Origin of the sequence: Halorubrum marinum (assembly GCF_048381195.1) — an archaeon.
In the GTDB taxonomy this organism is placed as follows: Archaea; Halobacteriota; Halobacteria; order Halobacteriales; family Haloferacaceae; genus Halorubrum.
On the sequence record NZ_JBLWMM010000007.1, the window covers coordinates 210,664 to 224,916 of the forward strand.

Consider the following 14,253-nt stretch of genomic DNA (forward strand, 5'->3'; position numbering starts at 1 on the left):
AACGAACGTGTTCGGGCGTCGATGAACTACCCATTCGGACACCAAAGGGCAGTAAACTACCCTACCCTACCCTACCCTACCCTACCCTACTCCCTCGGCGCTCTGCGCCTCGGTCCTTGAGGGTGTCGTCAGAAGCGGAGCTTCTGACTGCTAACCAGCAATCAGAGATTTCTGGTGATGGGGCTTTGATGTGGACTCCCGGTAATCAGTCGCCAGCAATAGGCTGGTGACTCTCACCGTTCAACATCCCACCATTCACACGCACGTCTACTGGCGCGTCTCCGCTCCCCGACTTGGGCGAGGAACGGAGTCTGTGTGCCCGCTTTCGGGCATACCGTAGCCCGATGTTCTTCGCCGCGTTGTAATCCGCGTTCACCCCATAGCCGCATTTCTGGCACTCGAAGTGTTCTCCGTGGCGGTTGCCGTCGTGCGTGAACCCACAATCCGTCCGAGAACAGCGCCGGGACGTATGATTCGGCTCGACTTGCTCCACGGAGACACCACGTTCTGGTGCTTTGTAGGAAACGTACTCGTACAGGCGTCGGAACGCCCAAACGTGGTGCCATTTCGCGTGCGGAAGCCGCTCGCGGATGTCGGTTAACTCCTCGAACGCGATCACGTCGCAGTCGTGTTCGACGGCTTCCGAAACGATCTCATTGGCAACCGTGTGGATGTACTGCTTGCGCCGCGCTTCTTCGCGCTTTCCGAGGCGAAGTAGGGCGTTGTGTGCGGCTTGCGTGCCGCGCTGTTGCATCTCACCACGCCGCTTCTCGAACTCGCGGCACCAGTGGTCGTAGTCGTCTCCCTGCCAGAACGTGCCGGTCGAAGCTACTGCGAGGCTGTTGACGCCGAGGTCGATACCGAGGACTGTTTGGTGCCCGGTATCTGCCGAAACCTCGGACTCGTCGTCATCATACTTCCGGGTCGTAATGTGGAAGTAGAACTCATCTGCCACCTCGTCGTATTGTAGTGTACTCGCCCGCAACTCGTAGTCTTCCGAAAGAACGTACTGTTCATAGGGCGTTGGGCTGTCCGACGAGAGTTCAAAATCGCACTCAACACGCCCGTTAACGGTTGAGAGTGAGACGTTGTTCCGGTAGAATGTGGCGCTCCGCTTATCGTAGACCATGCTCCACGAGGTGAACTCCGGTTGGCTCACACGCTTGCCCTGTTTCCACCGTTCGACGCACCCTTTCGTCGCTTGGACGGCGCGTCGGATGGCCTCTTGAACGAGGTTGGCAGTGAGGTCAGTTTCCTCCCGTAGCTCCGCGTAGAGTGCGCCTCGCGCAGTTGAGTTCGCGGTGATACAGTTCGTGTAGGAGTCGTCGTCCCAACAGAACTCGGCAGCACGATTCGCACAGTAGAGGAACTGTCGCGCAGATTCATGGAGGTCGTCGCGCCGCTCATCGGGAACGACGAGTTTGACCGGCGCAGTTCGACGCACCTCCATATTTCAGATTACTACTTGACGGTTGTTATAAGCTCGGGAGTCGGGTACCTACCGTCGTGCGGTTGCGTCGTCCGTTGTCGGTTTCCTCTCCGACCTACTCGCTCGCTACACTCGCTCTCTCCTCACGGGCCACAGGCCCGTTCGGATGATCAGCGGGACCTTCGGTCCCGGACGACTTGATGTCGGAGGCTCCAACTCGAATTATGCTGAACAGCAAAGCCTAATGAGGTGGGCATCAAACCGCCACGTGATGCCCACAGTAGAATACCTTAACTACGAAGTGCTCGACGACCACAGTTGGTCGATGGACGACGACGACCTCTTCGAGGCGGCCGCGGACGCCGATCTCGACGCCGAGGACTACGGCAGTCTCGAAGTCAACCAAGGCGAATACATCCTCGAATCCGCCGAGGCGCAGGGCTACGACTGGCCCTTCTCCTGCCGCGCTGGCGCGTGTGCGAACTGCGCGGCCATCGTGAAGGAAGGCGACATCGAGATGGACATGCAGCAGATTCTCTCCGACGAGGAAGTCGAAGAGAAGAACGTTCGTCTCACCTGTATCGGGAGCCCGGCGACCGACGAGGTCAAGATCGTCTACAACGCGAAACACCTCGACTACCTGCAGAACCGCGTCATCTAAGCGCTGCTCGGCCGACGCGGCCGATACGCTGTTCTTTCACAGTCGATACGGGAACCAGAGACCGTCGCCGAGAGCCGCAGCCAGACCGTGGTTCTACGGTGAGCAGACGATGCTGCTACCGCGAGGACGCGCTTCTTCTGACGACTCACCGCTTCCGGTGACTCACCTCCTCTCACCGAGGAATCGGCAGGATTTATCAGACGTGCGTCTGACGGACCCGTATGAACCGGACCGATGCCGACGACGCGAACGACGCTGGCGGGTCCACGGAGTCCGAGCGTAACGGATCGCTCGGACGCGCTCCGGACGCCGCCGCGGTCGGTGACGCCGTTATCGAGTCCGCGGTCTCCGACGCGGCCGCGACGACGCCGACCGTGGCTCACGCGACGCTGGAAGGCGGCGAGCGGGCCACCCGTCCGGACCGGGTGTCGTCGATCCTCGTCGCCGTCGGTCCCGGACCGCACTCCGGTGCGACAGTCGACCTCGCGAGGCGCGTGGCTGACGCGACCGACGCGTGGCTCGAACTGTTTCACGTCGTCCCGTCGGACGCCGCCATCGCCGACGACCGGCCGGACTCCGAAAACGCCGAGGCGCCGTCCGGATCGAGCGACCCGGGCGACAGTGCGGATACGGCCGGGCGAACGAGCCCGTCCGCCTTGGGCGAGGTGTCGTCCGACGAGTACACGGTCGCCGGCGAATCGCTGCTCAGTTCGGCCCGTGACCGGCTCGGCGACTTCGACCGCGTGGACAGCTGGCTCGTGGAGGACCGGACTGCCGCCGGGGCGATAGTCGAGCAGTCGCCGTACTACGACCTCGTCGTCGTCGGCGCGCCGACCACGGGGACCGTCGGCCGCTTCGTGTTCGGCTCGACGACCGACACCGTCGTCGACGACGCCGAAGTCCCGGTTGTTGTCGTCGAGGCGGACGGATCGACCGAGCTCCGTACGGAGTAATCGGGGAACCGCGAGTCTCGTCGATATCGTGTGACGCGGCATCGCGTCGGCGACAGCGTTAACTTAGTGTACACACTTGTACATCACAACACGAAGTAATACATTGGTGGATACTATGGATATCAACGACACGGTCGAACGCGTGACGGACGGGACGGATCTGACGGTCGAGGAGGCACGAGAGGCCGCGCGCCTCGTCTTCGAAGAGGCGACGGAGGCGCAGATCGGCGCACTCCTCGCGGCGCTCCGGGCGAAAGGCGAGACGGAGGCGGAGATCGCCGGATTCGCGCAGGGGATGCGCGACGCCGCGCGGACGATCGAGCCCGACCGGGAGCCGCTCGTCGACACCTGTGGCACCGGCGGCGACGACTACGACACGATCAACGTGTCGACGACCGCGGCGATCGTCGCGGCCGGCGCCGGCGTCCCGATCGCTAAGCACGGCAACTACTCCGTCTCCTCCTCGTCGGGCAGCGCTGACGTCTTGGAAGTCGCTGGCGCCGATATCGAGGCCGAGCCCCCGGCCGTCGAGGCGGCCATCGAAGCGGACGGAATCGGGTTCATGCTCGCGCCCGTGTTCCACCCCGCGATGAAGGCGGTCATCGGTCCTCGCAAAGAGCTCGGCATGCGAACGATCTTCAACGTGCTCGGCCCGCTCACCAACCCCGCCGGCGCCGACGCGCAGGTGCTCGGCGTGTACGACCCCGACCTCGTTCCCGTCGTCGCGCGGTCGCTCGCGCACATGTCCGTCGAGCGGGCGCTCGTCGTCCACGGCGCGGGGATGGACGAGATCGGGATCCACGACGAAACCGTCGTCGCCGAGGTCGACGGCGACACGGTGACCGAGTTCACGCTCACCCCTGCCGACCTCGGGCTGGACGGCGCGCCGATCGAGGCGGTGGCGGGCGGGACGCCCGAGGAGAACGCGGCCGACCTCCGCGGGATCGTCGACGGCTCGGTGACCGGTCCGAAGCGCGATCTGATCTTGGCGAACGCCGGCGCGGCGATATACGTCGCCGGCGAGGCGGAGTCGCTCGCCGCAGGGGTCGAACGCGCGGCCGAGGCCATCGATTCGGGCGCGGCCGCGGCCAAATTCGCGGCGCTCTGTGGCGACGGAGACGAATTGAAGCGAACGGGAGGCGAGGCGGGGGAGCGCGGGGCTGCGGAGACGACCGCCTCCGGTACGGAGGACGACGACTGATGGCGCGGGTGAAGATCTGCGGACTCACGCGCAAGGCCGACGTCCGGGCCGCGGTCGACGCCGGGGCAGACGCGGTCGGCGTCGTCGCCGAGGTCCCGATCGACTCACCGCGGGAGGTCGACGCCGCGACCGCGGCCGAGTTGCTCGTGGACGTGCCCCCCTTCGTCACGGCGACGCTCGTCACGATGCCCGACTCCGCCGAGCGCGCCGTCGAACTCGTCCGCACGATCGGTCCTGACGCGCTCCAACTGCACGGGGAGTGGACGCCGGACGAGATCCGGTACATCCGGGCGGAGACCGAACGGAAGGTGTTGCTCGCGGTCGACGCGTCCGACCCGGCTCGTGCCGAGGAGTTCGACGCCGTCGCCGACGCGCTGGTGATCGACTCGACCGACGAGTCGGGCGCGGGCGGCACCGGTGAGACACACGACTGGGCGAAGACGGGAGAGTTGGCCGCGAAACTGACGTCGCCGGTCGTCCTCGCAGGCGGGCTCACGGCCGACACGGTCGCCGAGGCGGTCCGCGTCGCGGACCCGTTCGCTGTCGATGTCGCGTCCGGCGTCGAGCTGACCGACGGGCGAAAGGACCACAACGCGGTGGCCCGGTTCGTCGCGAACGCGGGCCGGGAGATGGAGCTGGCATGACCGAGGACCATGCGGCGTTGAACCGCTCGAAGGCCGAGTTCATCGATCTCGCCGCCGACGCCGAGAAGCCGGTCGTCGTCCGCGCGTCGGCGTCGCTCGACGCCGACGTCGCCCCCCTCACCGCGTACGCGACGCTGGTCGGCGAGGGGCCGTACGGGTTCCTGCTGGAATCCGGCGAGAAGGTCGCTTCCAGCGATCCCGACGGGGCGTTCACCGCGGGCGGAAAGGCCGACAAGCACGCGCGCTACTCGTTCGTCGGCTACGATCCGGAAGCGATCGTCTCCGTTCACCCCGACCGGACCGACGTGACTCGACTCGGCCCGGCCGCCGAGTTCGTGGGCGAGGGAGACTCTCCCGACGGCGACGAGGCGTTCGGTCCCGGCGCCGGCGACGTCATCGACCGGATTCGTGCGGCGTTCCCCGAGGTAAGCCTGCGCGGGTTCCCCGACACCGATCGGCAGATTCTCTCCGGCGGGTTCGTCGGCTTCCTCGCGTACGAGGCCGTCTACGACCTCTGGTTGGAGGAAGTGGGCGTCGACCGGCCGGAGACGGCGTTCCCCGACGCCGAGTTCGCCCTGACGACCCGGACGGTCGTCTTCGACGAGAAGGAGGGAACCGCCGAACTCGTCTTCACCCCCGTGATCGGCGTCGACGACGATCCCGGTGACGTGTACGACGACCTCGTCGCCGAGACCGAACGGGTCGGCGCTGCACTCGCGGACGCGTCTCCGCCAGACCCCGGTGGGATCCGGGTCGATGAAGAATCCGCCGAGCCGCGGGAGGCGTACGAGGAGGCGGTTCGAACCGCGAAGCGACACGTTCTCGACGGCGACATCTACCAGGGAGTGATCTCGCGGAGTCGCGAGCTTCGCGGCGAAGTGGACTCGCTGGGGCTGTACGCGGCGCTCCGCGAGGTGAACCCCTCGCCGTACATGTACGTCCTCCGCCACGATGACCGGAGCATCGTCGGGGCGAGCCCGGAGACGCTCGTCTCGGTGCAAGGCGATCGGATCGTCTCGAACCCGATCGCCGGTACCTGCCCCCGCGGGACGAGCCCGGTCGAAGACCGGCGACTCGCCGGTGAGATGCTCGCGGACGACAAGGAGCGCGCCGAGCACACGATGCTGGTCGACCTCGCGCGCAACGACGTGCGACGCGTGAGCGAGCCGGGGTCGATCCGCGTCGAGGAGTTCATGAACGTGCTGAAGTACAGCCACGTCCAGCACATCGAGTCGACCGTGACGGGGACGCTCGCCGCCGACGCCGACTCGTTCGATGCGACCCGAGCGACGTTCCCCGCGGGAACCCTCACCGGCGCGCCGAAGGTGCGCGCGATGGAGATCATCGAGGACCTCGAACCGACTCCCCGAGAGGCGTACGGGGGCGGCGTCGGCTACTACTCGTGGACCGGCGACGCCGACTTCGCGATCGTGATCCGGACCGCGACGCTCGCGGACCTCCCCGACGGCGACACCGCCGTGACCGTTCGCGCTGGCGCCGGTCTCGTCGCGGATTCCGATCCGGCCGCCGAGTACGAGGAGACCGAACAGAAGATGGACGGGGTGTTGACAGCGATCGACCGAGTCCGGGAGGGAGCGCAGAACGGAGAAGCCGGCGGCGACCCGCTCGCCGCAGGCACGGAGGTCGACGAATGAACGTCGTCGTGATCGACAACTTCGACTCGTTCACGTACAACCTCGTCGAGTACGTCTCGGACCAGCGGGTCGGCGACGAGCCGATCGAGGTCACGGTGTTGAAAAACACCGCAGCACTCGCCGATGTGGCGGACGCCGACCCCGACGCGATACTCGTCAGCCCCGGCCCGGGCCACCCGAAGAACGACCGCGACGTGGGAGTGACGATGGACGTGTTGCGGGAGCTCTCGCCGACCGTTCCGACGCTCGGCGTCTGTCTCGGCCTCGAAGCGGCGGTGTACGAGTACGGCGGGACGGTGGGACACGCGCCGGAGCCGATCCACGGGAAGGCGTTCCCCGTCGACCACGACGGCGAGGGCGTGTTCGCCGGACTGGACCAGGGGTTCCGAGCGGGACGCTACCACTCGCTCGCGGCCACGGACGTTCCCGACGTCTTCGAGGTGACCGCGACGACGGACCACGACGGCGAGCCGATCGTGATGGGTATCCGCCACCGCGAGCACCCGATCGAGGCGGTGCAGTTCCACCCGGAGAGCGTGTTGACTGCCGCCGGCCACGACCTTATCCGGAACTTCCTCGTGTCGGTACCAACGCCTCACGCCTGAGTGCGTGTATCCCGGCGGCTGCGTCGTCACCGCGGGGTGCGTCCGTCTCTCTTTAGCTCTCGTTCGCGTCGTCGTCATCCGCTCCGCGGCTCGCCAATCCGACGAGATGGCCGATCTCTGGGAGGATCACCTCGTCGACGCCAAGTCGGACGGCGTTCTCGGAGCCGGGAAGGCAGAACACCGGCGTCTCGGAGACGATCCCGGCGGTCGCTCGGGAACCGATCGTGCGGGTGCCGATCTCCTGGTAGGAAAGCTGACGAAACAGCTCACCGAACCCGGGGAGACGCTTGGCGAACAGTCCCCGCACCGCTTCCGGTGTCACGTCGTCCGGGGTCACTCCCGTGCCGCCGGTGGTGACGACCGCGTCGGTGTCCTTCCGGCGAGCGAGCCGGTCGACGGTCCCCTGAACGCTGTCGTACTCGTCCGGGACGAGTTCGCGGACGACGACCTCGTGGCCAGCCACCTCGAACGCCGATACGATGTACTCACCGGACGTGTCACCGTCGTCGAGCGACCGCGACGAGGACACCGTTACGACCGCAATCGCGACCGAGTCGGGGTCGTGGTGATGGTGGTCGTGATCGGTGTGGTCGCGGTCGTAGTCGGTGTGGTCGCGGTCGGTGTGGTCGGTCTCCTCGTGGTCATGCTCGGCGGCGTCGCTCATGACGCGACGTTCGGACGGGGGGCTCAAAACACCAGCCGTCGGAGCCTGACAAAATCGCGTGACCGAGTTGGTTACGGCCAGTCGTCGCGAGCGGGCTCCTCGGCGGGCTCCGCGTCCGAGTCGGCGCTCGCGAGAGTCCACCCCGCAGCCTCGGCCGCGTCCTCGACGTGGAGGAACTCCCAACCGGTCGTCTCGGCGACGGCCTCGTCGTCCTCGTCGACGCCGACGAACACGTGTCGCTCGGTGTCGAACTGCTTGGCGATGTTCTCTAGGCTCTCCTCGACCCCGCGAGGCCCAGAGAAGAAGTCCTGGCGCACGCGGTGCTTCCGGGTGAAGTTCGTGACGACGTAGGTCGGCTTCTCGCTGACGACGCCGACGTACTCCGTCCACTGTCGAGCGTTGTTGAACACGTCGTTGGGGTCTGCGAGCGTCTTCAGCGCCTCCAACTCGAACGCCAACGTCATGTCGCTAGATCCGCCACTGTCCATGGCTCACGTTTCGCCCGCCGAGCGAAAACAACTTCGCTTCGAGACCCGCCGACTCGAGGCCGTTCGGTGGATTTGGTCAAAAGGTGCGGGGATCGATCAAAAAGCGCACCGATCGCGCCGATCAGCGAGCACGAACTTCGTAGTAGTCGGTGAACTTCACCACGTCGCCGTCGTCGAGGTCGCCCGTCTCCGGGGAGGTTCGCGGTCGCCCGGCGAGCTCCCTCACGGCGACCTGCGTGTCCTCCTTGAGTTCGTCGTAGTGACGGACCCGCGCGTCGGCCGGGATCCGTCCGGTGCGTCGGAGCCGCATTTGTCTACCCGTTTCTCTGAGTGGCATATGGTAACATACATTATTATCTATGATAAATATTGCGGCGGTTTCTGTGGTGCTGTAGTCACCTGTTCTCAGTCGCTTTCGGGAGCGTAATCGTCACTGCTGTGCCGCGTGGCTCCCGCTCGGCCACACTCGCCGACCCACCGGACTGCTGGATCACCCAGTACACTAACCAGAGACCGAGCCCGCTACCGTGATACAGCGCGTCGACCGCGCGACCGGTCTCCAACACGTCACGGTTCATCTCGGTCATACCCGGACCGTCGTCGGCGACGGTGACGTGCACCTCGTCCGCAGTCGACCGGACCGTGACCTCGACAGTAGGCCGGTCTCGGTCGTGGTGTTCGATCGCGTTGCGAAGCAGTTCGTCGAACGCGCGGTCGATCCACTCCGTCGCCGAGCCGGTTACGGAGGTACCGTCTGGAGTCGAGACGACGAGCGTCGCTCGTGGATACTCTTCGTCCATCGCTGCGGCGTGTCTCGCTACGACTCGGGCGAGGTCGATGGGCTCGGTCTCGGGCGAATCGCCGAGCATCTCGGTGATGTGGTGGGCCTTCTCGCTCGTCGTCAACAGGTCGTCGGCGCGATCGACGATGTACGAGGCCGCGTCCGCGATATCGATTCCCCCGGAACGGTACGGGTCGTGCTCGACGAGCTGTTCGGCCCGCCCGCGGATCACCGTGAGCGCGTTCCGGAGGTTGTGCTGGAGTACACGGTCGACGACGCTGAGCTGCCGAGCGCGGTTCTCGCGGTCCGTCACGTCACGGAGCACCCCGACGACGCCGTGAGTACCCCCCTCGTCTGGATTCTCTAGCGGGTAGTACCGCACGTCGAACGTACGCGTTCCACGGGAAGGGTGCGTACGAGTCGTCCGGTACTCCACTGTCTGACCCCGAAGTGCCCGCTGCATGTATCGCCTCGTGTCCGGATACTGTCCCCCGTCGATAACGTCCGCGAGCGTGAGCCCCTGAAGGTCCTCATCGTCGATATCGTGATACGCCCGGTACTGCGGATTCGCGAACAGAAACTGTCCGTCGCGGTTGACTGCCGCGATCAGGTCTGTGGCGCCGTTTATTGCCCGTTCATACTGTTCGAGCGTCGCTTCCCGTGCTTTTAGCGCGGTGATATCGCGGCAGATCGCGAAGGTCCCCCGTAGCTCACCTTCCGCGTCGTAGTACGGATATCGGCGGGTGCTGAACGTCGCCTCCTTGTCGCTCTGGGGGAACTCCGGAGAGACCGTATACTCGCTGACTTCCTCGCGTTCGAGGACCTCACGGCGGCGTTCGTCGATCTCGGCCGTCGTCTCTTCATCCATGAAGATCGATTCGTCGCCCCCGTACAGTCGTTCACGCGGAAGGCCAGCGAACTCGCTCACGGCGTCGTTGAGCAGTTCGAAGGTCCCATCCCGATCCTGCAGCAGGATCGGATCATCGAGTCGTTCGACGATGTCACGGTACTGTTTCAGTCGGCCTTCTGTCTGCTTCCGCTCCGTCACGTCCGTCTGGATAGCGACGAACTGCGAGACCGTTCCAGAGGTATCGAGCACCGGCGCGATTGTCTGGTGGGCGTGATACAGACTACCGTCCTTGCGGCGGTCCACGATCTCCTCTTCCCACACCTCACCGGCCGTGACCGTCTCCCACAGGAGGTCGTAGTACTCCTCCGGCATCTCACCAGACTTGAGAATCGCGGGTGTGTCCCCGATTGCGTCCTCGGCCGTGTAGCCGGTGTGCTCCGTGAACGCCGGGTTGACGTACTCGATCGTTCCGTCGGTATCGGTGACGTAGATGGCGTGACCGGCGTGTTCGACTAGGTTTCGGAACGTGCGCAGGTCGTGAGCGTCCTCCTCGTCGGATCGGTCGCCTGCGCTTTCGGATCGGTCGCCTTCCTCAGCAGTTCGGCGACGGTCGTTCCGCCGCAATCCGCGAAAGGTCCCGGTGTACACGCGGGTCCCATCGACCTCGTGGTCGTGAAATCGGGCAGCGAAGAGCTTCGTCTCCCCGTCTACCGCCTCGAACGGGACGGTGACGTTACCGGCGTCCGTCAGTCGATCCGGCGTGGACAACCGATCACGGAGAGGGTGCAACCGCCCGTTCGCCCGCTCGTCCGGAAGCAACGTCGCCAGCGACCGACCGGAGAGCGCCTCCGTGTCGTACCCGAGCATGGCTTCGGCCGCCGGGTTCGCGTACAGCACGGCACCGTCCGCATCGACGGAGATGACCGGGTCCGCATACCCCTCAACCAGCGACGCGTAGAATCCGCTCGCCGAGCGTGTCGGATTGCCATCAACGGGGCTGCGAGACATCTGTGTCTCAATTCACCGTCAGAGCGTGAAAAGGTGCTGACTGCAGCGTGCGGCAAACTGTGACCGTGTCGAGCAGATCCGGGTGAAGTTCCGCCGAACAAACACCCCTCCCGAGGGTCATCCGTTCCGCGGCTGTGCTACTGCTCGGTCCGTGCGGCGAGGTCGTCGACCGAGAAGCCGGGCTCCATGAGGAGGTCGGTCTGATCACTCACGTCCCGGCCTTCGCGCATCAGCTGTTTGAACGCAGACTGCGGGGAGAGGTCGCCGATCAGCACGCCACCCACGACTTTCCCGTCTTTCAGCGCGACGCGCCGCCACTCGTTGTCGCCGGTGGTCGCCTCGACGGAATCGTCACCGAGCGTCGGGTGGCCGAAGGAGAGGAACGGGAAGTCGAAGTGCGTGATCGAGTACGAGGAGACCCACTCGAACGCCTCGCTACCGTAATCGATCATGTTTCGCGCGGCAATTGTCCCCTGCTCTTTGGCCGATCCCCACGAGCCGTTCTTCGCCTGCTCGCCGAGCACGAGATCGTTGAACGTGGTGATGTCGCCAGCGGCGTACACGTTGTCCACGTTCGTCCGCATGAACTCGTCGACGACGATGCCGTCGTTCGTTTCTAGCGACGTGTCTTCGACGAGTTCGGTGTTGAAGTTCAACCCGATGGCGACGCCGGCGAAGTCACATTCGTAGCGCTCCCCGTTCGGGTCGACTGCCGCCTCGACGTGGCCGTCGTCGTCGACTTCGAAGTGATCGACGCCGGAGTCGAAGACGGGCTCGACCCCGCGCTCGCGCATCGCGTCGTGCATGATCTCGGCGCCCTCCTTGGAGAGGGCGTAGCGCCACCAGCAGTCCCCGCGCATCAGGTACTTGGCGTCGACGTCCTGCGCGCCGCAGATGGCGGCGAAGTCGATACCCAAGAGTCCGGCACCGACGATGACGGCCTGATCGGCGTCCTCGACGCTCGCTTTGATCTTGCGGGCGTCTTGGAACGTCCAGAAGTGGTGGATCCCGTCCGCGTCAGCGTTGCCGACGGGGAGCTGCTGGGGCGTCCCGCCGATGGCGAGGAGCAGGGAGTCGTATTCGAACGTCTCTCCCTCGTGTGTTTCGATGGTGTCGCTCTCGACGTCGATATCGACGACAACGGTGTTGAGCCGCAGGTCGACGTCGTGCTCGTCGTACCACTCCTCTTGGTGTATCGAGATCGGTGCTTCAGGGAGCTTCCCCTTCGCGTACTCCTTTATCAGGATCCGGTTGTAGAGGGACTCCCCCTCGTCGGTGAGAACCGTGATCTCGGCGTCGGGTTCCTCTTCGCGGAGCGTCTCCGCCGCTGACGCGCCCGCGATACCGTCACCGATGATCACGTACGAATCGCTCATGATCGGCCGTTCGGATTCGGGGTTAATGTGGGTTGTCATCCGCGCTGACACCCGAGAAACACCGTCGAGTAGCACTCTACACCGGATTTTCTAGTGATTTGGGCCATATCAACGAGAGCGGGTGCAGTCCGACATTGACGAGAGCGGTCGAACGGTGCCGGCTCCGACCGTACGTCTCGCACGTCGGCCGTACAGCAGCGAAACGCCACACATTCAAGGGTCTCGCAGCCCAACGGATCGCATGAAGATACGGCAAAACATCCGTCACTGGGCCGCGAAAAAGGCGTTGACGACGCCGGTCATCGGCGACGTCGCGAACGACAAGCTCGTCGACCTACATACGAGCATCTTCCTCAACAAGGCCGATGAGGACCGACGTGAGGAACGCCGCGACCACCTCGATAGCTTCTTCGACGCGACGATGGACACGTACGTCGCGGCCCTCGAAGCCGGATTCGCGGAGGCGGAGGCCCGCGAGATCACGCACGTCCAGGCCAACTTCGACTTCTTCAACCACGGTTGGACGGAAATGATGGAGATTCCGGGCGGCGAGCTGGAAGAGCACTACCGGCGGTACGAGGCCTTTTTCACCGCACACGCGATTACGATCGACGACCCGCTGGGCGACTTCCGGCCCGCCGAGGGCGTGGTCGACGCGCCCGCGACGCCCGAGAAGCTGGAGACGCCGGAGTACGAGAACGCGCTCGCTGGCTTCGCCGACGACGTGTACGTCGAGACGGACGACGGGGAGACGGTCGTCGGGGGCGACACGAACGAGCCGGAGGAAGTCGATCCGACGGCCGCTCCCGGCCTCGACGAGGACGAAGCGCGAGTCTGAGGCGTCCGCGTCGGCCCGCAGTTCTACCTCGCCCGCGGCCCACGTTTATATACTGCGGCTGAAAATATCGGGCATGAATCGCGGGCAATCGTTCCTCCTCCTGCTCATCGGCGCCGTCTCGCTGTTGACGCTCTTCATCATTCTCCCGTTCATCGAGTACGTGATCGCGTCGGCGATTCTCGCGTACGTCCTCTACCCCTTTCACCGCCAGCTCTCCCGCGGCCTTCGCGATCACGTCTCTAGACGGCTCGGAAATATGGTCTCGGCGCTCGCGCTGATCGTCGCGTCGCTCGTCGCGGTGATCCTTCCGTTGGCGTACATCTTTCTGGTTTTTATCAGGGACCTCACCGCGCTCGCGGCCGGAGAGAGCGACCTCGACGTCGGTGCGATCGAGGCTCGCATCGCCGAACTGACCGGTGAGGAGTTCCAGATCGACACCCTGCTCGCGACGGCCGGGGAGCTGTTGCTCGACACGCTGTTCGGCGGGATCAGCGGGATCCTCACGAGCACGCTCCGCGTGTCTCTCGGGCTGGCGCTGGCGCTGTTTCTCGTGTACTACACGCTGCTCGACGGGCCGGCGTTCCTGCGGTGGCTCCGAACGACGACCCCGCTCCCGCCGGATGTCACCGACGACCTCCTCGCGAAGGTCGACGCGACCACTCGCGGGGTCGTGATCGGCCACATCTCGGTCGCGGTGCTGCAGGCGCTCATCGCGGGGGTCGGACTCTGGGTCGCCGGGATTCCGAACGTCGTCTTCTGGACGTTCGTGATGGCCGTCCTCGCGCTGCTGCCGCTCATCGGGGCGTTCCTGGTCTGGGGACCGGCCGCCGCCTATCTCGTCGTTATCGACGAGATGACTGCCGGGATTCTCCTCGCCGTCTACGGGGTCGTGATCGTCTCGATGGTGGACAACTACGCCCGGCCCATCGTCATCGATCACTCGGCGCATCTGAACCCGGCGATCATCCTTCTCGGCGTGTTCGGCGGCGTCTACTCGATCGGGTTCACCGGCCTCTTCGTCGGCCCTATCGTCATCGGCGTGCTCGCGGCGACGCTGGAGACGTTCCGCGAGGACTACGACGTGATCTGAGAGGTACTTA

At 65.1% G+C, this 14,253-nt stretch carries 14 protein-coding genes; 8 read left to right on the forward strand and 6 right to left on the reverse strand.

Annotation, left to right across the window (positions count from 1 at the left end; all coding sequences use genetic code 11):
• Window positions 1–205: 205 nt before the first annotated feature.
• Window positions 206–1,450: an RNA-guided endonuclease InsQ/TnpB family protein gene (locus ACNSN4_RS14580; protein WP_418286571.1), complete on the reverse strand. Its 1,245-nt coding sequence runs from the start codon at window positions 1,448–1,450 to the stop codon at window positions 206–208.
• Between the two features lie 250 nt (window positions 1,451–1,700).
• On the opposite strand from ACNSN4_RS14580, the gene fer reads away from it, so the two are divergent.
• The 6 genes from fer (at window position 1,701) to trpG (ending at window position 7,148) form a co-directional block, all read left to right on the forward strand.
• Window positions 1,701–2,090 carry a ferredoxin Fer gene (fer, locus tag ACNSN4_RS14585; protein WP_418286572.1) on the forward strand — a complete coding sequence of 130 codons (390 nt, stop codon included), beginning with the start codon at window positions 1,701–1,703 and terminating at the stop codon, window positions 2,088–2,090.
• A 221-nt stretch (window positions 2,091–2,311) separates the two neighbouring features.
• A complete protein-coding gene (locus ACNSN4_RS14590; RefSeq protein WP_418286573.1) occupies window positions 2,312–3,043 on the forward strand; it encodes a universal stress protein in 732 nt (243 codons plus the stop codon).
• A gap of 115 nt (window positions 3,044–3,158) precedes the next feature.
• Window positions 3,159–4,244, forward strand: a complete 1,086-nt coding sequence (trpD, locus tag ACNSN4_RS14595) for an anthranilate phosphoribosyltransferase (protein ID WP_418286574.1) — start codon at window positions 3,159–3,161, stop codon at window positions 4,242–4,244.
• On the forward strand, window positions 4,244–4,888 hold the full coding sequence (locus ACNSN4_RS14600; RefSeq protein ID WP_418286575.1) for a phosphoribosylanthranilate isomerase: 645 nt from the start codon (window positions 4,244–4,246) through the stop codon (window positions 4,886–4,888). The genes trpD and ACNSN4_RS14600 overlap by 1 nt, the downstream gene beginning before the upstream one ends.
• On the forward strand, window positions 4,885–6,543 hold the full coding sequence (gene trpE / locus ACNSN4_RS14605; RefSeq protein ID WP_418286576.1) for an anthranilate synthase component I: 1,659 nt from the start codon (window positions 4,885–4,887) through the stop codon (window positions 6,541–6,543). Before ACNSN4_RS14600 ends, trpE begins: the two co-directional genes overlap by 4 nt.
• On the forward strand, window positions 6,540–7,148 hold the full coding sequence (gene trpG, locus ACNSN4_RS14610; RefSeq protein WP_418286577.1) for an anthranilate synthase component II: 609 nt from the start codon (window positions 6,540–6,542) through the stop codon (window positions 7,146–7,148). Before trpE ends, trpG begins: the two co-directional genes overlap by 4 nt.
• A gap of 52 nt (window positions 7,149–7,200) precedes the next feature.
• Here trpG and ACNSN4_RS14615 read toward each other — a convergent pair whose 3' ends face one another.
• The 5 genes from ACNSN4_RS14615 to ACNSN4_RS14635 form a co-directional block, all read right to left on the reverse strand.
• Window positions 7,201–7,812, reverse strand: a complete 612-nt coding sequence (locus ACNSN4_RS14615; protein ID WP_418286578.1) for a MogA/MoaB family molybdenum cofactor biosynthesis protein — start codon at window positions 7,810–7,812, stop codon at window positions 7,201–7,203.
• Between the two features lie 71 nt (window positions 7,813–7,883).
• Entirely contained in the window at window positions 7,884–8,300 is a 417-nt protein-coding gene (locus ACNSN4_RS14620) for a DUF7124 domain-containing protein (protein ID WP_418286579.1), read from the reverse strand.
• A 121-nt stretch (window positions 8,301–8,421) separates the two neighbouring features.
• Entirely contained in the window at window positions 8,422–8,637 is a 216-nt protein-coding gene (locus tag ACNSN4_RS14625; RefSeq protein ID WP_418286580.1) for a DUF7979 domain-containing protein, read from the reverse strand.
• A 58-nt stretch (window positions 8,638–8,695) separates the two neighbouring features.
• Window positions 8,696–10,939 (reverse strand): PAS domain S-box protein, encoded by a 2,244-nt coding sequence (locus ACNSN4_RS14630; RefSeq protein WP_418286581.1) that lies wholly within the window; start codon window positions 10,937–10,939, stop codon window positions 8,696–8,698.
• Window positions 10,940–11,076: 137 nt separating this feature from the next.
• Window positions 11,077–12,315, reverse strand: coding sequence for an NAD(P)/FAD-dependent oxidoreductase (locus ACNSN4_RS14635; protein ID WP_418286582.1), 1,239 nt, complete (start codon window positions 12,313–12,315; stop codon window positions 11,077–11,079).
• A gap of 241 nt (window positions 12,316–12,556) precedes the next feature.
• Here ACNSN4_RS14635 and ACNSN4_RS14640 point away from each other — a divergent pair, with 241 nt between their 5' ends.
• Entirely contained in the window at window positions 12,557–13,153 is a 597-nt protein-coding gene (locus tag ACNSN4_RS14640; protein WP_418286583.1) for a DUF6149 family protein, read from the forward strand.
• Window positions 13,154–13,226: 73 nt separating this feature from the next.
• Window positions 13,227–14,243 (forward strand): AI-2E family transporter, encoded by a 1,017-nt coding sequence (locus tag ACNSN4_RS14645; protein ID WP_418286584.1) that lies wholly within the window; start codon window positions 13,227–13,229, stop codon window positions 14,241–14,243.
• The last annotated feature ends 10 nt before the right edge of the window (window positions 14,244–14,253 follow it).